The following is a 19,857-nucleotide window of genomic DNA, read 5'->3' on the forward strand; positions in this document are numbered from 1 at the left end:
GGCCACCACGATTCGTCCAGCAGGTGTGTACGGGCCAGAACTTGCAGCGGCCCATTCTCGCGAGTCGAGAAACCGCGCCCGCGACACGCAGCCCGTCACGAGTCCCAGGACAGCGTGTACTCGCTGTCCAGCAGGGACGTCTGTCCGCCGCGCACCTGGATGTCCTGGGCGCCCACGGCCAGCAGCGCGCCTTCGAGCATGCCCTCGTTGTAGGCCACGGGGGTGAAGATGCGGCGCATGTGGATGCGGCCCGAGCGCGGGCCCGTCCATGCCACCTGCAGCTCTCCGAAGTTGATGGCCATGCGGTAGGCCTCGGGGAGCATCTCCACGAGGCGCTTGGGCTCGCCGCCCACCTGCTGCCGGACCTCGGCGCCGAACATGGAGTTGATGAAGGCCAGCGTGCCCTGGACACCGAGCTGCCGCATGGCCTCCTCGACGCCGCCGAGCTGCGGTGCCAGCAGCCGGGCCGCGGAGAAGAACACGCGCATGAAGGGCGGGACGGGGTAGAGCTCGGTGGTGTCCATTTCGGCGGGGTAGTCACCGCCTTGCTGGATGCGAGCCACCGCCTGCTCACCACCGAGGAAACGCACGGTGTCGAGGACGGCGGCGAAGTGCATGCCGCGAATTCCCTCGGACGCTTCCACGAGCGCGAGCCGCGAGCTCAGCTCGCGCTCCACATCCTCTGACGTGTCCCACTTGCCGCGCTCCATGCTGGCCTCCCGTCGGAAAACGCGCGGGATGCTGGCACAGCTTGGCCACCCGCGCGAACTCCGGGCGGCCTCGGTGTGGGGCGTCCCACCTCTCACGTCCGGTGCGGGACGTGACTCAGGGCGCGGGCTCGACGGCCGGCGCGCCCGCCTCACGGCGCAGACGCGCCTCGAAGACGAAGGTGCCGAAGGGGAGCAGCGACGCGAAGAGGCCGCCCACCACGCGCACGAAGGACCAGCGGTAGGTGATGGCCGCCTCCAGGAGCGCGAAGAGGTAGAGGACAAAGAGCAGGCCGTGGACCCAGCCGGTGAACTTCACCGCCTGCGGCATGCCCATGGCGTACTTCAAGGGCATGGCGATGAAGAAGAGCGCGATGACGGACAGGCCCTCCGCGAGGGCCACGGCACGGAAACGTCCAAGAGGGGTCTTCAGCATGAGATTCTCCCTCACCTGTTTCCCACTCCCAGCCGCCGCGGTCCATGAGTCATGGTGACGCAGGGGGTGCTGCCTGGTTGCTTGCCCGGGCTCGAGGCCTGGCGGGTCGTCCGTCAGCGCGCGGGCAGCGCTTGGAAGGTGATGCCATCCAGGTCCAGACGGCGCACTGCCTCCATGAAGCGCTCCGTGCCGATAATCATCGTGGAGAAGTTTCCGACCCGGAACAGGTCCAGGTCCGTGGGTAACGAGACCGCATCGAGAATGGGCGCATCCGGCCGCGTCAGGCCGAAGCGGCCACAGGTCACGCACGGTGGCGGCTCATCGGGCGGGATGCAGTCCGGATGCAGCCTGCCGTGGGGCTCAATCTGTAGCTCCAGCAGTTCTGGCGGGTCTTTCTGCCGGAAGCGCAACTGCGTCGGGCAGGCCTGGAGGCCTTGTACGCCCTCGGAATGCAGCCGCGACAGGGCGTCGCGCTGCACGAGCAACTTCTGCCCCCATACCCAGGCAATGGGACCGAATACGCCCATGGCACGTCCGACCAAGGGACCGAAGCCCGTACCGGGCGGCAGTTCGGCACCTGGAGGAACCAGCGGCCGGACCAGCTCACGGAGACGCGCGAATTCAGAGAAGGGCTCGGGCCTGGGACGAGCGAACGCGTTACGCTCTGGCAGTTGAGCCAGGTCGACGCACGGATACTCGTGTCCGGTATTGGCCCATGTCTCGCCACAAGTGCCGCAGCTCACGCCGGGGAGCGACAGCTTGTGCCAGGCGTTGATCTCTCCTCCGTGCTTCGCCGCCGCGGCCTTGTCCTCTTGCATCCAGAAGAAACGGCTCATCCGTCCTCACACTCCCGGGCGCGAATAGTAGGGCTGAATCGGACCGCCCATGAGTTGGAAGCGATGTATGAGCTCCCCCGCGAACTTGTAGATGTCCGTGGGACTGGCGCGCGGCTTTGCCGCCTTGAAGTCGCGCCAAGCCTGGTTCCACGCGCCACCGCGTCCGTCTCCACCGTGAATGCGCCGATGGACGTCACGCGGAATCGGCATGGTGAAGTCGTGGATCTTGACGCCTCGGATCTCAAACCACATCGAGAGGTCTTCGGCCTGGGGAAAGATGTGATGCTTCTCCCAACGCCCGGGCGTGAGCTGGTGTGACGGAGGGATGAGCCGCTTGGGTGCGCCATTCCAGTTGGGGAAGACCATGACGGCCCCCCGAGGAAGGTGGCGCCCACCTCCCCAATGCCTCCGAGGCCCTCTGCCGGGCGCGGCGGCCGCAGCAGGCGGACGCGCAGGAGGAAAACGCGCCATCGACACCGCACCGGGCATGTCCTCACAGCGGTAGAAGCCACATGCGTCCCCCAGGCACAGCAGGGTGACGCACCTGTCTTCATCGGGCGAGCGACACTCCGTTTCCGCATCAGCCCCTCCGCTTTGGAGAGGTGCATTCGAGGCGGTGGCACAACCGCCCCAGAACAAGGCAAGCGCGAGAAACCATACTCACAGGAAGGGTCGCACAGCCTGTCAGTATAGCCCTAGGCGTTCCCAACCCCTTTCCTGAGCGCCTTCCTCTGGGAGACTCCCCTCACCCCCGCCACGACGGCAGCGCCACGCCGTAGCGCGCCAGGTCCTCGGGTGTATTCACGTTCGCCAGGGACCGGAGTGACGGCTCCACCGCGCGCAGCACATCCTCGGACAACAGCCGCGTGCGCACGCCGGACAACAGCTCCCGCATCGACGGGTCCATAGCCAGTGCAGTCCCCCATGCCGGTGCCAGCTCCGACCGGTACGCGGCGAGCAACGGCTCCAGCCTGCCCCCCACCTCGAAGCACACCGCGTCCACGCCGTCGTCCCGCGCGCCCAGCAACACCCGCAGGACTTCCGTCGTGATGAACGGCATGTCGCACGCCACCGCCACCACCCACGGCGTGCGCGCGGACACCAGCGCCGCGTGGACACCGCCGGGCGCTCCCTTGCCTGGCACCACGTCCGCCACCGTGCGCAGCCCGAAGCGCGCGTAGGGCCCGGGCACGTTCGCCACCAACAAGACGTCCTCGAAGCACGGGGCCAGCGCCAGGAGCCGCTCCAGCACCGCGCGCCCCTCCACTTCCAACAGCCCCTTGGGCACGCCAGACAGGCGCCGGCCCTGCCCTCCCGCGAGGATGGCCAGCGTCACCTCCGGAAACTCCGTGTGGCTTCGCTCCATGCTCGTGCCCCGTTCGCGCGCCAGCCGCGGCCACCTTATCTGTCCGCCCACGCACGCCCCCAGAGGAAGAAAGCAGACGAAGTGTCCCTTGCCCCCGTGGACACAGCGCGCGCTCCACGTCATAGGCTGCGGCGCTTCCATGCCCCTCACGCCCCTCGACTCCGCCCGGCAGGCCGCGCTCGACGCCATCGCCCCGGCGGCGCCTGAGCGCGTGCCTCTCCTCGATGCCCAGGGCCGGTTCCTCGCCGCCCCTGTCACGGCTTCCCGCTCGCTGCCTGGCTGTGACAACTCCGCCATGGACGGCTGGGCCGTGCGCGCCGAGGAGACCCAGGGCGCATCCCGCGACCGGCCCGCGCGCCTGCGCGTCACCAGCACGCTCTTCGCCGGCGCCCTCCCCTCCACGCCCCTCCGGCCCGGAGAGGCCGCGCGCGTCTTCACCGGCGCGCCCCTGCCCCCCGGCGCCGACGCCGTCGTCCGACAGGAGGCCGCTCGCGCCGCCGAGGATGGCGCCTGCGTGGACGTCTTCATCACCGTGCCGCCCGGCAACGACATCCGCCGCACCGGAGAGGAAGTCCTCACCGGCACACCCCTCTTCGACGCGGGCCAGCGCGTGGGCGCCGCCGTGCTCGGCGTGCTCGCGTCCATGGGTGCCACGGACGTCTGGGTGCGCCCCATGCCGCGCGTCGCCGTGCTCGCCACCGGCGATGAGCTCGTCCCTCCTGGCACTCCGGCCCTGCCCCACCAGGTGTACGAGAGCAACCTCGTCCTCGTGGCCGCGCTCGCCCGCGAGGCCGGCGCGGATGTCCGCCAGCTCGCCCGCGCCCGCGATGACGAGCGCGCCCTGCGCGATGCGCTCACCCGCCTGGCCCCGCAGGTGGATGTCCTCATCACCACCGGAGGCGCCTCCGTGGGTGACAAGGACCTGGTGAAACGCGTGCTCGCCGCGCTCGGCGCCCGCTTCTTCGTGGACGGCGTCGCGCTCAAGCCCGGCAAGCCCGTGGCCGTGGCCCGGCTGGGTGACACCTCCGTCGTCGTGCTGCCCGGCAATCCCGGCGCGGCCACCGTGGCGTTCGACCAGTTCGCCCGCCCGCTCCTCCTCAAGCACCAGGGCGTGCTGGAGACGCGCCGCCGCGTCCGTGCCCACCTCTCCGAAGCACGCCACAAGCAAGCGGGCCTCACCTACCTCATCACCACCACCCTGGAAGCCCGGGACGGCCTCGCGCCGCGCGCCGTGCTCCGCCCGCAGGGCGCCGGGCAGATCCTGCAGAACGTCCACGGTGAAGGCTGGGCCCTCCTCCCACCCGGCCGCGCGGACTTCGCAGAAGACGACCCCGTCGACGTCGAGCTCTTCGACCGGCCCACCTTCACACCCTTGGGGACACTGGCATGAACCGCGTTCCCGCGCTCAGCGTGGTGGGCTGGTCCGGCGCCGGCAAGACGACGCTCATCACCCGGCTCGTCCCCGAGCTCGCCACGCGAGGCCTGCGCGTGGCCGTGGTGAAGCACTCCTCCGACGCCCATCCACTGCACCGGCCCGGCAGCGACACCGCCCGCTACCAGGATGCAGGCGCCGTGCTCACTGGCTTCGCCACGCCCGCGGGCGTCCAGCTCACGACGGCCGCCGCCCCCTCGGACGCACTGCCAGCGCTGCTCGAGCGCTACGCGGGCGCCGTCGACCTGGTGCTCGTCGAAGGCTGGAAGGACGGCCCCCTCCCCAAGCTGGAGGTGTGGCGGGAGGGCCTGGGCCCACCGCTGGCGCCCTCGCGCCCGGAAGTCCTCGCGGTGCTCACCTCCGAGCCCGCAGTCCCCTCGGACTTCCCACCCGGCCTGCGCGTGCTGCCCCCCGACGACGTGCGCGCCGTGGCGGACCTCCTCCAGGCACACCTGCGCCCGAGCCGCCCCGCGCCCCTGCCCCCCGTGGATGCCCGTGGCGTCACGCGCCGCTCCGTCCAGCGGTGGAACGGCGCCACGCTGCTCCCCGCCCAGGACGACGACATCGCGGTGGAGGAGCCTCTGGAGATTCGCGTCAGCGGAGACTCGGTGGCCACCACCATGCGCACGCCAGGACATGACCGCGAGCTGGCCACCGGCTTCCTCTTCGCCGAGGGCATCCTCCAGAGCGTGGACGACCTGGGCGGGCTGGCGCACTGCGGGCGGCCGGGCGAGGAGGGCTTCGGCAACGTCATCGAAGTCACCCCCGCCCCCGGCGCCTTCCTCGACGTGGAGCGCGTGAGCACCGCCCGCCGGGGCACCCTCACCACTTCCGCCTGTGGCGTGTGCGGCCGGCGCAGCGTGGATGACCTGCTCACCGTGTGCCCGCCCCTGCCGCCCGGCCCGGTGCTCCACCCCGACGCCGTGGCCCGCGCCACCGAGCGCCTGCGCGACGTGCAGCGCAACTTTGCCCGCACTGGAGGCGTCCACGCCGCCGCCGTGCTCGACGCCGACGGCCACCTCATGGCCGCACATGAGGATGTGGGCCGCCACAACGCCGTGGACAAGGTGGTCGGCACCCTGGTGCTGGCCGGCCTCGTGCGGGGAACAGGGGCCTCCCGCCTCCCGCTGACGCGTCAGCCCGCGGTGCTCGCCGTCAGTGGACGCGTCAGCTTTGAGATCATCCAGAAGGCCGCCATGGCCCGGATCCCCATCGTCGCGGGCGTCTCCGCCGCCAGCTCCCTCGCAGTGGACCTGGCCCTGCGTTCTGGCATGACGCTGGCGACGTTCGTCCGGAACGGGCGCTTCAACGTCTACACCGGGCCCGAACGCCTGTTGCAGGTGTAACCTCTTGAAACTCCTGACGCCCTTCCAGGGACCACCCGGCGACTGGCATCATCCGTGCCTTCGCGTCAGAGCGGCATCGTAAATGCAAAGAAACCGTGACGAAGGAAACGCGGCCAACCGCGGTGACCCACAATGTGTTGGTGATGCTCGGTGAGCTCGAACCTGGGTAGGGCGGTCGCAAGATTTCACACGCTGTCACGTCTTACTGACGCGGCAGGGGTTGCAACGCGCCGCGATATCGGGCAAAACTGGTTTCCTTCCGACTTAAACTTTTCTAGCCTCAACGGCGACCTCTGCTTCAACTGCACGAAAGTGAGCAGAGGGGGGTGGACACGATGAGCGGCGCAACGGCAAGTGCGGCGGTGGTCGGTGCTCCTGGGTCGGCCAACGCTCAGGGACAAGCAGTTGAAGAGGTGCAGGGGCCGCCCAAGCTGGCCCCGGGGTTCGCGGCGAAGCTGAACCTCACGGTGGACCTCGTGCTGCTGTCGTCGGTGCTGGTGGGCTCGGCGTGGCTGAGCGGACAGCTGTCGGCGGAGTCCGGTTGGAAGGTGTCGGGGCTGGTGCTCGCGGCGTGGGTGGTGTGGATTGTGACGGGCACCGCGCTGTGCCTGTACGACTCGCGCTTCGCCGAGCGCAGCAAGTTGGACCACGTGGCGCTGGTGTCGGTGACGACGCTGGCGGTGGTGACGGTGCTGACGCTGGGCAGCGTGGCGTTGCCCACGGTGGTGACGTCGCCGGTGGTGGGCCCGCTGCTGTTCATCTTCTGGCCGGTGACGCTGCTCCTGCGCCTGTTCGTCTTCCGTCCGGTGGCCTCGCAGGAGCGCCCCATGGACGCGGTGCTCATCGTGGGCACGGGCGCCATGGGCCGCTACACCGGTGAGGACCTGGCCAACCGTGGCCGCCGGCAGATTCTGGGCTACGTGCGCTTCCACGACGACAACGGCTCGATGGGAGAGCTGCCCGGCCCGGTCATGGGTTCGGTGGACGACCTGGAGCGCATCCTCCGCAACACCGCGGTGGATGAGGTGTACATCGCCGGCAACACGCTGAAGCAGGGCGAGTCCATGCAGGCGGCCATCAAGCTGGCCGAGCGCTTCGGCGTGCCCTTCGCGCTGCCCGCGCACAGCTTCCGCCTGGACCGCGCCCGCCCGGTGGAGCGCCGCGCGGTGGCGGACGGCTTCCTGCACTTCGCGGCGGTGAGCCCCAAGCCGCACCAGATGGCGATGAAGCGCCTGTTCGACATCTGCGTGTCCGCGGCGGCGCTGTGGGCGCTCCTGCCGCTCCTGGGCATGGTGGCGCTGGCGGTGAAGTTCACCTCCAAGGGCCCCATCTTCTTCAAGCAGCTGCGCGTGGGGCAGAACGGCAAGCCCTTCTACATGCTGAAGTTCCGCTCCATGGTGGTGAACGCCGAGGAGCTGAAGGAGAAGCTGGCCGCGCACAACGAGCAGACGGGCCCCGTCTTCAAGATGAAGCACGACCCGCGCATCACCGGCATCGGCCGCTTCATCCGCAAGTTCTCCATCGATGAGCTGCCCCAGTTCATCAATGTGCTGCGCGGGGAGATGAGCATCGTCGGGCCGCGCCCGCCGGTGCCCAGCGAGGTGGCCAAGTACGAGACGTGGCAGCGCCGCCGCCTGTCGGTGCGTCCAGGACTCACCTGCATCTGGCAGGTGTCAGGACGGAACCAGATCTCCTTCGAGGAGTGGATGTACCTGGACATGCAGTACATCGACCACTGGAGCCTGACGAGCGACCTGCGCCTGCTGCTCCAGACGGTGCCGGTGGTGCTCACGGGCCGCGGCGCCAGCTAGCAAGCCTTCAGGCAACCCAACCTTTGCGGGGGCGGCATTGACGTGCCGCCCCCGCTCGTTTTCTATGCACCCGGGCAGTCCTGGCCGGCGCCGGGTCCGCACGCTCCCACCGTGAACAGTCCCAGCCATTCCATTTCGCAGGACGCGGGCGAGCGCGAGCGCTCGCATGAGGCGATGGGCGCGGTTCGCAACGGGCTCCAACTCGGTGGCTCGCTGCTGGCCACGTATGCCATCGCCATGGGCGTGCGCTTCCTGCTGCCAGCCCACCTGGGACCGGAGAGCTTCGGGCGCTTCAACTACGCCGACAGCTTCTCCGCCGTCTTCTTCATCGCCACCCACCTGGGCCTGGAGATGTACATCCGCAAGGAGGTGTCGCGCCGGCCCGAGCACGCCAGCGACTTCTTCGGCAGCACGCTGCTGCTGCGGCTGGGCCTCACCGCGGTGCTGATGGGCGCCATGGCGCTGGTGATGGCCCACTTCGATGAGCCGCCCGAGGTGCGCCAGCTCGTCTACGTCTTCGCGCTGGCCCAGTCGCTCATCATCATCAACGCCTCCGTGGCCGCGCTGCTGCACGCCAAGGGCAAGGTGGCGGGGCTGTCCGTCTCCAACATCGTCACCAAGCTGGTGTGGGGCGGAGGCCTGCTGGCCGTCGCCGTGGCGGGCCTGCCGCTGCCGTGGCTGGCGGTGCCGCTGGTGGCGTCCGAAGCGGTGAAGCTGGGCGTGGGCTGGTACCTGGCCCGCGAGCACATGGGCCTCACCTTCAAGGTGGACGTGCCCGCCACGCTGAAGGTGCTCAAGGCCAGCCTGCCCTTCTTCATCACCGGCGCGGCGCTGGCGGCCAACGGGCGCCTGGACGTGATGATTCTGGGCATGGTCTCCAGCCACGAAGAGGTGGGCTGGTACGGCGCGGCGTGGAACATCGCGGGCCTCACCTTCTTCCTCAACCCGGTGTTCGGCTGGGTGCTGATGCCGCTGGCGTCCCGCGCGGCCGAGCGCTCCGAGGCGGAGCTGACGAACCTGACGCGCCGCTCGCTGGAGGGCACGCTGGCCGTCACCGTGCCCATGATGATGCTCATCGTCCTGGGCGCCCCGCTGTGGGTGGGGCTGATGGGCGGCGCGTTCTCCGAATCCGCCATGCCGCTGCGGCTGATGTCGCCGCTGTTCGTGCTGGCCTTCGTGACGATGAACGCGGGCCTGTGGCTGACCATGACGAACCGCGAGTGGTGGGTGACCATCACCAGCGTCATTGGCAGCGTGGTGCTGATTCCCATCCTCAACCTGCTGCTGATTCCGCTGATGCTTTCGGCGCTGGGCAACGGCGGCGGCGCGGCGGGCACGGCGCTGTCCATGCTGCTCATGGAAATCTGCGTCACCATCAGCCTGCTGGGGCGCATGGGCAAGGCGGCCTTCGACGCGCGCCTGGTGTCCATGATGGCCAAAACGGCCGTCATCTGCGCGGTCATCGTCGCGCTGGACCAGACGCTGCTGGCCTTCCTGAACCCGTGGGTGCGCATCACCGTGGAAGCCGTGCTGTACATCGTCGCGGTGCTGGCCACCGGCGCGGTGCGCCCCGGCGAGGTGCTCCAGGTGGTGCGCATCGCCCGCCGCCGTGGAAACCCCGCGCCCGAAGCCGCGCCCACCCCCTGAGGAGAGTTCCGCCGCTCATGCCGTCCACGCACCGCCAGCTGCCTTTCGCCCCGCGCCGTCCCTGGCGCTCGTTCGCCTGCGCCGCGCTGCTGCTGCTGGCGCCCGCCTGCCGGGGCCTGGGCAAGTACACCTGGGTGGATGACTACCAGGAGAAGCCGCCCCCGGTGGACTCGGCGTATCGTATCGCCGCGGGCGACTTGCTCAACATCCGCGTGTGGAACCAGGAGTCGCTCACCACGCAGGCCCGCGTGCGCGAGGACGGCCGCATCAGCCTGCTCTTCCTGGACGACGTGGAGGCCGCGGGCCACACCCCGGCCTTGCTGTCGCAGCAAATCCAGACGCGGCTGAAGGACTACATCAACCACCCCGTCGTCACCGTCGCGCTGGAGATGGCGCGCCCCATCAAGGTGACCATGGTGGGCGAGGTCAACCGCATCGGTCCGCTGGAAATCGACCCGGGCGCCAGCCTGCTTCAGGCCCTGGCCGGCGCGGGCGGCTTCACCGAGTACGCCCACAAGGACCGCATCTTCGTCATGCGCCAGGAAGAGGGCGCCGCGCCCGAGCGCATCCGCTTCCGCTACGACGACCTCATCCACGCCGAGGGACGCGCGCCCACCTTCCGCCTGCGCCCCGGTGACGTGGTGGTGGTGGAATAACCCGTGCTGGGGACGGTCCTCACCGTCGCGATGCTGGAGGTGTCCTCCGCCTCCGTCAGCTACGCCACGGCCGCGCGCGTCGACTCGCGCCTGCGCTCCAACGAGGACCCCGCCCCCGAGGCCCCCAGCGTCGCGGGCGACACCGACGTCACCCCGCTGCTGGGCCTGGAGATTCGCGACGGCAACACCGCGCTCCAGGTGGAGTACGCCCCGCGCATCAGCCTGCGCGAAGTCACCGCCCGCGCGCGCACTGAAATCCAGCACATGGGCCGCCTGGCCGGCCTGTGGCGCCCCGAGCGCGGCCTGTCCCTGCGCCTGTCGGAGGAGCTGGTGCTGGGCAGCGTCAACCTCCTCACCACGGACCTGGGCTCCCTGCCCGGCGGCACACCGGGCACGGACCCGGACGGGCCGCTGCGGCCTCCTGGAGGCGGCGGGCCCCTGCAGCCCCTGCCCCAGGCGGACACCGTCTACTTCCTCTCCTCCGCGACGACGCTGACGGCGGACACCGGCTGGCTGGGGCGGCGGTGGAACCTCACCGGCTCCGGCGGCTTCTCCATCAGCGGCGGCCTGGACGGGCCCGCCCGCGAAGCGGTGCCCATGCAGTATGGCCCGCGCGCGGACGTGTCCCTCAGCCATGCGCTGTCACCCCTGAGCGCCATCACCACCTCCGTGGCGTTCAACTCCGCGCGCTTCTCCACCGGGGCGAACAACACCATCGTCACGCTGCGGGAGGCCTGGGGTCACCGGGTGGACAGGCGCACCTCCCTGGAGGCCGGAGCGGGCGTGAGCGTGGTGCACTCCATCCCCGTGCCCCCCGGCGAAGGCGAGCCCGAGCCCGGCCCGCTGGACGCGCCCCGGACGGAGCTGCTCCCCAACCTGAATGTCGGGGTGAGTCACCGGGTTCCCTCGCGCACGGCGGACTTCAACGGCCGGGCGGACCTGCGAATCGTCCCCTTCACGGACCGGCTCACGGCGCGCGTCTACCCCCGAGCGGACCTGACGCTGACGGGGACCTGGGCCCTGGGGCCCCGCGTGCGGGTGTCCGCCATTGGCGGCGGCGCCGCGGCCGTGGGCGGAAGTAGTGGGGACAGCATCCTTTCCGGAGGCTTCACTGGTTCCTGGATTCTCACACGGTGGGTGTCCGTGGATACCGACCTTCGCGGGACGTGGAGCCGCTCGCCCGAACTGCCGGCGGCCCGGTTGACGTGGGCGGCAACGCTGGGCCTGTCCGTGCGACAAACTGGTATTCTCTGAGGGCTGGCGCCATGGCGAAGCTCATCTTGATGTCCGTCCTCATCCTCACCATCGCCCTGCCAGCCAAGGCGGCGAGGGATCCGCATCCGATGCGGGGGCTGAAGAAGGCCATCCTCTGGTTCGTCCTCTTCAACGCGGCATACACGTATGGCGTCCTCGTCTGGGTGCCACGGCTCGGGTTCGGCTGAGCGAGTTTCAGAAAGGTTGATGACGGATGGAGTCCGACCTGCACACGGTCCTCTTGGTGGAGGACGCCCCCTTCTTCCGCAAGATGCTGGGCGACTACCTGCGGGACATGGGGTTCAAGGAGGTCGTGGAGCTGCCCAGTGGCCGCGCCGCGCTCAAGCACCTGGAGACGGCCGCGCGTCCCGACCTCGTGTGTCTGGACCTGACGCTGCCGGACATCTCCGGCTATGACCTCTGCGAGCACATCCGCCGCTCGGCGACGATGGCGGACGTGCCGGTGCTGGTGGTGAGCGCCCGGGACTTGCCGGAGGACAAGGCGCACGCCGAGGAGGCCGGCGCCAACGGCTACCTGGGCAAGCCCTTCACCCAGGAGGAGTTCACCCGGCGGGTGCAGTCGCTCCTCAAGAGCACTGGGGCCAGGAGGACGCCGTGACGGTCCCCGCGCCCGGGTCTCCCGGGCCGCGCCCCCAGGTGGTGCCGCCGCGGCCCGCGTTCACTCCGGAGCGCCCGGAGACGAACGCGCCCGCGGACCTCATCGACTGGGGCTTCGTCATCGACGCGGTCTTCTATTTGAAGAACGCGGTGTTGCGGCACTGGTTCCTCGCCCTGGTGGTGATGGGCACGGTGTCCGCCCTGGCGATGGGCGTCAGCAAAATCATGCCACGCAAGTACCGCGTGGAGACGCGGATGCTGACGCAGCGCAACTTCATCATCTCCTCGCTGGCCAACCCCGGGCGCTCCATCCCCGTGGACGCGGACCAGCCCACGCGCGCCGCGTGGGAGATGGTGATGAAGCACGACAACCTCCGGTCCATCGTCGCGCAGGCGAAGCTGGTGGAGTACTGGGAGCTGCAGCGCTCGCCCTTGAGCCGGCTGAAGGAGAAGGTGCTGCGCAAGCCGCCCAAGCCCATGTCGGACGAGGACAAGCGCGACGCGCTCACCGCCATGCTCGAGCAGGCGATGATTGTCGGCGTGGAGGGCGGCACGGGCACCGTCTCCATCGGCGTGGAGTGGAGCGACCCGCAGCTGGCGCTCAACATCGTGCAGGAGGCGCAGCAGAACTTCCTCGACATGCGCCAGGCAGCGGAGATGGGCGCGGTGCAGGAGGCCATCACCATCCTGGAGAAGCAGGTGGTGGACGAGGCCGAGGGCATCCAGCAGGCCATTGGCCAGCTCAACGCGGCGGTGAAGCGCGTGGAGGCGCGGCGGAAGAAGGAAGAGGAGAAGAAGGGCCGCCGGGGAGGCCCCACGGCCGCGGCCAACGCCGCGCTGGGCATCAACACCGACCACCTACTGGCGCAAATGCGCTTCATGATTCAAACGAAGCGCCGGGCCATTGGGGACGTGGAGGACTTCCGCTCGCGGCGGCTGACGGAGCTGCGCAACCAGCTGTCCGAGCAGCGCGTCATCTATTCGCCGCAGCACCCCATCATCACCGACCTGGAGCAGCGCATCTCCTCGCTCCAGGAGGACTCGCCGCAGTTGATTGCGCTGCGCTCGGAGATGACGGAGCTCATCAACGAGTACGTGCGCAACGGCGGTGACCCGGGTGAGCTGGAGTCCGGGCTGGCGACGGCGGCCCTGGGCGGCGCGACATTCGGAGGGACGGCCACGTCGGATGACCCGGAGGTATCGGTGGCGGCGGACCGGGTGCGCATGCTGGTGATGCGGCACCAGGAGAAGATGCGACGGTTGGACCAGGCGCGCACGGAGCTGGAGATTTCCCGCGCGTCCATGAAGCACCGCTTCAGCGTGCTGTCGCCGCCCACCTTCCCGGAGCGGCCGTCCAAGCCGAAGGTGCAGCTCATCGTCGCCGCGGGCGTGGTGGGCGGAATCGGCATGGGCATCTTCGCGGCGCTGGCGCTGGACATCATCCGCCGGCGCATTCTGGAGAAGTGGCAGGTCGAGCGGATTCTGAAGCTACCCGTGCTGGCGGAGCTGGAGCGGCGCTGAACAGCGCGCTCGGGGGTGCATGTCGTGACATCGTGGACGTGGCTGGATGTGGCGCTGTGCTTGGCGCAGCTTCCCGTGGCGGTGGCGTGTGGCTATCTGCTGACCCTGACGCTGCTCTCCTATCGGCCCCAGCCGCCGGCGACGCTCATCGGGCCGCGGAAGTTCGACATCATCATCCCCGCCCACAACGAGGAGCTGGGCATCGCCCGGACGGTGACGAACCTGTCCGCGGTGGACTACCCGGCGCACCTGCGGCGCATCATCGTGGTGGCGGACAACTGTTCCGACGCGACGGCGCAGAAGGCGCGCGAGGCCGGCGCCTTCGTCCTGGAGCGGCAGGACACGACGAAGCGGGGCAAGGGCTACGCGCTGGCCCACGCCTTCGAGTTCAGCCAGCAGGACGGCTTCGCCGAGGCGGTGGTGGTGGTGGACGCGGACACGGTGGTGTCGCCCAACCTGCTGACCGCCTTCGCGAAGCGCATCGAGGGTGTCGAGGGCAAGGAGGTCGATGGCGTGAAGGGCGGGCTCGAAGTCGCGCACGCCATGCAGGCGCACTACGGGGTGATGAACCCCACGGCGTCCTGGCGCACGCGGCTGATGACCATTGCCCTGGGCATGTTCCACAAGGTGCGCTCGCAGGGCCGCGAGGCCCTGGGCGTGTCGTGCGGCCTGCGCGGCAACGGCATGTGCTTCACGCACCACGCGCTGTCCAAGGTGCCGCATGACGCCTTCAGCGTGGTGGAGGACCTGGAGTACGGCATCCGCCTGGCCCAGAACGGCTTCCGCGTGCACTACGTCTGGGAGGCGGAGGTGCTGGGGGAGATGGTGTCCGGGGAGAAGCAGAGCCGCTCACAGCGCCAGCGCTGGGAGGGTGGCCGCGCGCAGATGCGCAAGCTGCACGGGTGGCCGCTGCTGAAGGAGGGTCTCCGGAAGAGGGACGGCACGCTGTTGGACATCGCCATGGACGTGCTGGTTCCGCCGCTGAGCCAGTTGGTGCTGGCGGCGGTGGGCTGCGCGGTACTGGCCGGGACGTTCGCCGTGGTCTCCGGTGAGCCCATGTCGTGGGCGCTGGGCGTGGCGGGCTTCAGCGTGGCGAGCCTGGGAGCGTATGTCCTGCGCGGCTGGTGGGTGTCTGGCGTGGGCGTTCGCGGTCTGCTGGACCTGGCCTGGGCGCCTGTCTACGTGGTGTGGAAGGTGTGGCTCATGCTGCGCGGCCCCGGCGCGGAGAAGCGCGGCGAGTGGGTGCGGACCTCGCGTGAGGGTGAGAACCGGTAACGCGAGCGATGTGCACGGAACTCAAGTTCGACTTGAGTTTCGTGCAGGGATGCACGGCGGGTTGCACGAAACTCAAATTGGACTTTGGTTTCGTGCATGGGAACGGCGCGGCGCGGGCAGCCAGAGCGGGCTCATTCTCACGTCAGACCTGGTGGGCATTCAGAGTGCGGCCCAACGCCCCTAGGACGCCGTGCCATCAACTGCGCTACGTAGCAATTAAGGGGCGGCGCCACCCCTGCCGACTACCTATGCAGGGTGATAGACGCATGAAGCGGGACCGTGTTTTTCCGGCCCAACATGCGAAAACGGAACACCCAAACCGCCCTGATGTGCATCTCCGCCAACCTCGTGCTGGGTTGCTCCAGCAGCGCCACCGGCACCACCAGCCGCCACGATGCGTACGCGCTAGCGACCTGCTCTGACACCGTGTCGTGCTGCATCCAGCGCAACCCTGGCGTCCCCGAAGCGTGCGGCCTCACGGCGAGCGAAGCCGCCCTGTACATGGCAGGCGTCAAGACGGCCATGGATGAGGCCACCAAGGAAGAAGAGGCCCCCGTCATCTGGGATGACGCCCACAACGGGGACCTTCCCGAATGGCGGCGCGAGTGCATTCGGTTCTACGGCGACTGCAAGACGGAGCCTGGGTGGACAGGCCCTTGCTACGAGTGCCTGCGCCGCTGCGAGGCCCAAGAAGAGTGGCCCGTGTCGATGTGCAAGCCCGGAAGAAAGACGCGGAGGAAGTAATGGACGACAGCCCCGACTGGGACCCGGTGCGCGCCCTCGCACATGGTGTGTTGAATCAAGGCATCCCGCTGGAGCTGACGGATGACGTGCGGAGCTTGCTCAGGCGCACCGCGCGAGAGGTTGCCATCAGCGACGCAGACACCGCGCTACAGACCGAAGCGGGCGCAACAGAACTTCTGCGAGAAGCCATGCGCCGAATCAAGGATGGCTCCTGGCGCCTGATGCGTGCGCTTCACCGCATGTATCAGCACAAGCGCGCGGGTGACTTCGACAGCGCCCGCCAAGAAATGAGAGAGGTGCTCGCCGAAGAAGTGGTGCCCTTCTACCGCGACGTTGCAGCCGGGCAGCTCGAAGACCTCGACGACGAACCGTAACGACGACGGGAGCGAGACTGACGCCGCACCACCGTCGTGCTCAGGTGCCACCGTCACCGGCCCCGGGCGGCGCCACCCTGCCGCTCGCGGCGGCAGTCCGCGCCGAGTCCCGCGCCACCCTCAAGGCCGCGCACAACGTCAGCGAGGGGAGGGCGGGCGCAGTCGCGCAGGCTGTCTTGCATGAGACTCGCATTGGACTTTAGTTTCGTGCGTGGGAACGGCGCGGCGCGGGCAGCCGTTGAGACTGGGCGAAGGAGGCAACGCGAATGGCCGTGCTCACCAAGGGACGCCGCAAGCTCCACCGGGAGGACCGCCTCTTCGTCTGGTGGGTGGCGCCATCCAATGATGGTCCGGAAGACCTCCTGCACGTCATCTCCGACGACAAGCGATTCCACGTCACATATGCGCTGGGACAGCCCTCCGAGGGTGGTTTCGTGGTCATCCTCGGAAGGGAGTTCCCAGGTCTACCGGACGCAGGCGGTCGCTGGATTCGAGTGAGAACTCCCGACTGGGACTCCACCGCCGTGGGCCCGGGCTTCGTTCGCCGTCTCATCGACTGGGCGTTGACGCCCGACAAGCCGCTCCTTCGGGTGAATTGGCGCGGCGAGCCCGAGGAGCGCAGCGGTTCCGCTGCGCATTGACCTACCCTAGGTCATCCAACGCAAGGCACTTGAGGCCGGGAGCGAGGGCCGGGCATAGCTTCAACGACTGCCTGCCATCGTCGACGCGCTTGAGCGGGACTGGGGCCTGACGCTATCGAGCCAACTTTCGGGAGGAACCGAGGCCCTCGTTGTGTCCGCGACGACGCGGTCCGGGAAAACGCTGTCCTGAAGCTCGTCATCCCAGGTCTGCCGTTGGCCTCCAGCGAACTCCGAGTGCTGCTCGCCGCCGAGGGACACGGCTACGCCCGCGTCCTCCAGCACGATGAATCGCGCGGCGCCACGCTGTTGGAACGGCTGGGGCCACGACTGAGCGAGGTGGGGCTCACACCCGCGAGACAGATGGAGGTGCTCTGCCGGACGCTGGTGGACGCATGGCAGGTCCCACCTACCGGCGGCCTCCCTGCCCGGGAAGGAGAAGGCCCTCAGCCTCGCCTGCCTCATCGAGGAACTGTGGAGCGAGCACATGACCTCCTGCCCACGTCATGTCGTGGCGACAGCGCTGCGTTACACCGCTGCCCGGGAAGCAGCGTTCACCCCTGACACCTCGGTCCTCGCCCACGGCGACTGCCACGCCGACAATGCGTTGCGCGTGCGGGGTGATGACGCACAGTCCTTCAAATTCATTGACCCGGACGGCATCTTCATCGAGCACGGGTATGACCTTGGCATCTTGATGCGCGAATGGAGCGAGGACCTGCTCGCGGGTGATGCCTTCACACGAGGTGTCGCGCGTTGCCAGCAGCTCTCGATGCTGACCGGTGTCGCGCCCACCGCCATCTGGCAGTGGGGGTACATCGAACGGGTGTCGACCGGGCTGTACCTCCAGCGGCTTGAGCTCAACACGGAGACCACGGAGGTTCTCGACGTGGCGACTGCCTGGGCGGCCCACCCAGACCCGTTTCTAGCGCCGTCATGCTGGCTCGCATCCAATGATGGAACCGTGATGAAGAGGCGAGGCGCTCGTGAAGTTCGGCACGAGCGCTCTCTGGAAGATGGCCACCTCTTGTTCCTCCGAGGTGGCCCACGATGCATTCCGTTGCTCGCAGTGTGCTGTGCGTCTTCCTGCTGCTGTTCGCACTTCCCGCGCGGGCTCAGTCCGATGCCGGCACGAATCCAAACACCAGCACCCTCATCGGCACGGTGCGCAACGCGCATCAGCGCCGTCCCATCGCCGATGTCGCCGTGACCGCGAGTTCCCCCAACCTGCAGGGGGAATTGAGAGTCTCGACCGATGCACAAGGGAGCTACCGCATCCCGCAGCTCCCGCCGGGCGACTACACGCTCACGTTCGAGAAGGAAGGGTTCAAGCCCTACACACGCTCGGCCATCCAACTGCGCCTCAACCGGACCCGCCAGGTCGACGTGGAACTCCTCTCCGCATCCCAGGAGGAGCCGGTACGTATCATCGGCGCTCCACCGACTATCGACGTGGGCTCCACGACCATGGGAGTGAACGTGGACCAGGAGTTCATCAAGCGCATCGCCGTCGCCCGTCCGGGTGGCAAGGGCGGCGCTTCCCGCTCCTACGAGCCCCCCGACGCGATGAGAAACCCCCACAGTGTGTCCCTCAACGGCCCGTCGGTCTCCACCCTGCCCTCGCAGCCCCTGGGCCGTCCGGGGCTCCCGAAGCCTCCGAGCGCGCCTCGACGGGTCATCAGCGCCGTCGAACCCTCTGAGCCCACCAAGCCCCCTGCGCCCGCAGTGACGCCAGCGCCGGTCTCCCCCTTCCACATGTACTTTCAGGGGTACGGCGTCAATCCCACCGTCACCACGGAGGAGGAGCGCTTCTCCACCTTCTCCGTCGACACGGATTCCGCGTCGTACACGCTGACGCGGGCCTACCTGGAGCGCGGCAGCCTTCCCAATGAGCAGGCCGTCCGCGTGGAGGAGTTCGTCAACACCTTCGACTACGGCTACGCGCACCAGGGCAGCGCGCCCTTCAGCGTCCAGGTGGAAGGCTTCCCGTCCCCCGTACGCAAGGGCTACCACGTGGTCCACGTCGGTGTGAAAGCCTGGGAGGTCCCCCGCGTGGAGCGCAAGCCGAGCCACCTGGTCTTCGTCATCGATGTGTCCGGCTCCATGAACCTGGAGAGCAGGCTGGGCCTGGTGAAGCGGTCACTGCACCTGCTCGTGAACGAACTGGATGAGCGCGACCAGGTCTCCATCGTCGTGTACGGCTCCACCGCGCGCCTGGTGCTGGAGCCCACCAGCGCCGTGCATCCGCACATCATCCGCGCCGCCATCGACAGCCTGTACCCCGAGGGCTCCACCAACGCGCAGGCCGGCCTTGAGATGGGCTATTCGCTCGCGGCCTCGCACCTCGTGGAAGGCGGCATCAACCGCGTCATCCTGTGCTCGGACGGCGTGGCCAACACCGGGCTCACCGACGCCGACAGCATCTGGCAGCGCATCCGTGCTCGCGCGGCGAAGGGCATCACCCTGTCCACCGTTGGCTTCGGCATGGGCAACTACAACGACGTGCTGATGGAGCGCCTGTCCCAGGTGGGCGAGGGCCACTACGCCTACGTGGATCGGATTGAAGAGGCGCACCGCATCTTCGTGCGCGACCTCACCGGCACGCTCCAGGTGGTGGCCAAGGACGTGAAGCTCCAGATGGAGTTCAACCCGGAGGCCGTGTCCCACTACCGGCTGCTCGGCTACGAGAACCGCATGCTCACCAAGGAGCAGTTCGCCGATGACCGCGTGGACGCGGGCGAAATCGGCGCGGGCCACGCCGTCACCGCACTCTACGAAGTGAAGCTGACCGAGCCCTCCGCGTCCTTCGGCACGCTGCGCATCCGCTACAAGGCGCCGGAGGGTGGAGACTCGCAGCTCATCGAGAAGCCGCTGCCGTCGAGCGTCATCCGTCCCGCCTATGGCCGCGCCACGCCGCCCACACGCCTGTCCTACGTGGCCGCCGCCTTCGCCGAGAAGCTGCGTGGCTCCTACTGGGTGCGCCCGCTGTCCTACGACGCCCTGTTCTCCCTCTGGGAGGAGATTGGCCAGCCGCTGAAGGGGCGCGAGGACGTCATGGGGCTGGGCACCCTCATCCAGAAGGCCCGCACCCTGGACCGCCGCGCGGACCGCTTCGAGGCCTTCGCCCCGGTGAGCACCATGGACTTCGACCGCGTCCCCACCCTGCCCTGAGTCCTACGCTCGCGCTTGGTGCGGT

Annotated in this window: 19 protein-coding genes and 1 pseudogene; 15 read left to right on the forward strand and 5 right to left on the reverse strand. The window is 68.8% G+C overall.

The window, feature by feature from the left end:
- Positions 1-95: 95 nt before the first annotated feature.
- The 5 genes from OZ403_RS38890 to mobA form a co-directional block, all read right to left on the reverse strand.
- Positions 96-710, reverse strand: coding sequence for a DUF2378 family protein (locus OZ403_RS38890; RefSeq protein ID WP_268783135.1), 615 nt, complete (start codon positions 708-710; stop codon positions 96-98).
- 115 nt (positions 711-825) lie between these two features.
- Positions 826-1,143: a DUF3817 domain-containing protein gene (locus OZ403_RS38895; RefSeq protein WP_140796201.1), complete on the reverse strand. Its 318-nt coding sequence runs from the start codon at positions 1,141-1,143 to the stop codon at positions 826-828.
- Between the two features lie 113 nt (positions 1,144-1,256).
- Positions 1,257-1,979: a SitI6 family double-CXXCG motif immunity protein gene (sitI6, locus tag OZ403_RS38900; protein WP_268783136.1), complete on the reverse strand. Its 723-nt coding sequence runs from the start codon at positions 1,977-1,979 to the stop codon at positions 1,257-1,259.
- A gap of 6 nt (positions 1,980-1,985) precedes the next feature.
- Positions 1,986-2,618, reverse strand: a complete 633-nt coding sequence (sitA6, locus tag OZ403_RS38905; protein ID WP_268783137.1) for a SitA6 family polymorphic toxin lipoprotein — start codon at positions 2,616-2,618, stop codon at positions 1,986-1,988.
- A gap of 106 nt (positions 2,619-2,724) precedes the next feature.
- On the reverse strand, positions 2,725-3,345 hold the full coding sequence (gene mobA / locus OZ403_RS38910; RefSeq protein WP_140796204.1) for a molybdenum cofactor guanylyltransferase: 621 nt from the start codon (positions 3,343-3,345) through the stop codon (positions 2,725-2,727).
- A gap of 139 nt (positions 3,346-3,484) precedes the next feature.
- On the opposite strand from mobA, the gene OZ403_RS38915 reads away from it, so the two are divergent.
- The 15 genes and pseudogenes from OZ403_RS38915 to OZ403_RS38980 all read left to right on the forward strand — a co-directional run bounded on the left by OZ403_RS38915 (position 3,485) and on the right by OZ403_RS38980 (position 19,832).
- Positions 3,485-4,735 carry a molybdopterin molybdotransferase MoeA gene (locus OZ403_RS38915; RefSeq protein WP_268783138.1) on the forward strand — a complete coding sequence of 417 codons (1,251 nt, stop codon included), beginning with the start codon at positions 3,485-3,487 and terminating at the stop codon, positions 4,733-4,735.
- Positions 4,732-5,100 (forward strand): annotated as a pseudogene (gene mobB, locus OZ403_RS39875) (molybdopterin-guanine dinucleotide biosynthesis protein B); the annotation flags it as partial. The gene OZ403_RS38915 and the pseudogene mobB, both read left to right, overlap by 4 nt.
- A 153-nt stretch (positions 5,101-5,253) precedes the next feature.
- On the forward strand, positions 5,254-6,123 hold the full coding sequence (fdhD, locus tag OZ403_RS39880) for a formate dehydrogenase accessory sulfurtransferase FdhD (protein ID WP_418766715.1): 870 nt from the start codon (positions 5,254-5,256) through the stop codon (positions 6,121-6,123).
- Between the two features lie 326 nt (positions 6,124-6,449).
- Positions 6,450-7,934 carry an exopolysaccharide biosynthesis polyisoprenyl-phosphate hexose-1-phosphate transferase EpsZ gene (gene epsZ / locus OZ403_RS38925; protein WP_140796207.1) on the forward strand — a complete coding sequence of 495 codons (1,485 nt, stop codon included), beginning with the start codon at positions 6,450-6,452 and terminating at the stop codon, positions 7,932-7,934.
- 111 nt (positions 7,935-8,045) lie between these two features.
- Entirely contained in the window at positions 8,046-9,581 is a 1,536-nt protein-coding gene (gene wzx / locus OZ403_RS38930) for an exopolysaccharide biosynthesis flippase (protein WP_140858048.1), read from the forward strand.
- A gap of 17 nt (positions 9,582-9,598) precedes the next feature.
- Positions 9,599-10,237, forward strand: coding sequence for an exopolysaccharide export protein EpsY (epsY, locus tag OZ403_RS38935; RefSeq protein WP_174259022.1), 639 nt, complete (start codon positions 9,599-9,601; stop codon positions 10,235-10,237).
- A 3-nt stretch (positions 10,238-10,240) separates the two neighbouring features.
- On the forward strand, positions 10,241-11,491 hold the full coding sequence (epsX, locus tag OZ403_RS38940) for an exopolysaccharide export protein EpsX (RefSeq protein WP_140796209.1): 1,251 nt from the start codon (positions 10,241-10,243) through the stop codon (positions 11,489-11,491).
- 11 nt (positions 11,492-11,502) lie between these two features.
- Positions 11,503-11,679, forward strand: coding sequence for a hypothetical protein (locus tag OZ403_RS38945; RefSeq protein WP_011557330.1), 177 nt, complete (start codon positions 11,503-11,505; stop codon positions 11,677-11,679).
- Positions 11,680-11,705: 26 nt separating this feature from the next.
- Entirely contained in the window at positions 11,706-12,110 is a 405-nt protein-coding gene (gene epsW / locus OZ403_RS38950; protein ID WP_140796210.1) for an exopolysaccharide biosynthesis response regulator EpsW, read from the forward strand.
- Positions 12,107-13,630, forward strand: coding sequence for a PCP family exopolysaccharide biosynthesis protein EpsV (gene epsV, locus OZ403_RS38955; protein WP_140796211.1), 1,524 nt, complete (start codon positions 12,107-12,109; stop codon positions 13,628-13,630). Before epsW ends, epsV begins: the two co-directional genes overlap by 4 nt.
- Positions 13,631-13,645: 15 nt before the next feature.
- On the forward strand, positions 13,646-14,905 hold the full coding sequence (gene epsU / locus OZ403_RS38960) for an exopolysaccharide biosynthesis GT2 family glycosyltransferase EpsU (RefSeq protein ID WP_268783141.1): 1,260 nt from the start codon (positions 13,646-13,648) through the stop codon (positions 14,903-14,905).
- Between the two features lie 297 nt (positions 14,906-15,202).
- Positions 15,203-15,649, forward strand: coding sequence for a hypothetical protein (locus OZ403_RS38965; RefSeq protein ID WP_268783142.1), 447 nt, complete (start codon positions 15,203-15,205; stop codon positions 15,647-15,649).
- Positions 15,649-16,023, forward strand: coding sequence for a DUSAM domain-containing protein (locus OZ403_RS38970; protein ID WP_090491203.1), 375 nt, complete (start codon positions 15,649-15,651; stop codon positions 16,021-16,023). The genes OZ403_RS38965 and OZ403_RS38970 overlap by 1 nt, the downstream gene beginning before the upstream one ends.
- Positions 16,024-16,289: 266 nt before the next feature.
- Positions 16,290-16,664, forward strand: coding sequence for a hypothetical protein (locus OZ403_RS38975; protein ID WP_237081661.1), 375 nt, complete (start codon positions 16,290-16,292; stop codon positions 16,662-16,664).
- Between the two features lie 1,047 nt (positions 16,665-17,711).
- The gene (locus OZ403_RS38980; protein ID WP_140796214.1) at positions 17,712-19,832 is read left to right on the forward strand and encodes a YfbK domain-containing protein; all 2,121 of its coding nucleotides are present in this window, start codon (positions 17,712-17,714) and stop codon (positions 19,830-19,832) included.
- The last annotated feature ends 25 nt before the right edge of the window (positions 19,833-19,857 follow it).

Source organism: Myxococcus sp. NMCA1 (assembly GCF_026810205.1).
GTDB lineage: Bacteria > Myxococcota > Myxococcia > Myxococcales > Myxococcaceae > Myxococcus > Myxococcus xanthus_A.